The organism is Fructilactobacillus sp. X3R2C1, from assembly GCF_059901235.1.
In genome coordinates, this window is the sequence record NZ_JBWXVA010000040.1 from 1 (window position 1) to 263 (window position 263).

General features: G+C 66.9%; 1 protein-coding gene. It reads left to right on the forward strand.

Annotated elements, in window-relative coordinates:
- Positions 1–215: hypothetical protein (locus AC6UDB_RS07070; protein WP_500709555.1), on the forward strand; the 215-nt coding region annotated here is incomplete at its 5' end.
- Positions 216–263: the final 48 nt, after the last annotated feature.

The following is a 263-nucleotide window of genomic DNA, read 5'->3' on the forward strand; positions in this document are numbered from 1 at the left end:
GCCTGGTGGTCAGCAGTGGGCAGGGTTTTGAACATTTGCAGCAGCTGGCCGGCGCCGATTGGCCGCAGCTGGCACGCCTGCCGTTGTTCGTGCCCAGCCCGCGGGTAGCCGAACAGGCCAGGGCCGCCGGGGCCCAACAGGTTGTGGATTGCCGTGGCGCCAGTGCCACGGCCTTGCTGGCAGCCGTGCAGCGCAGCGCTGCACCTGCTTCTTAAGGCGCTAAGCTGAACGCGATGCGCCCCCATGCAAAGGATGGATACGTG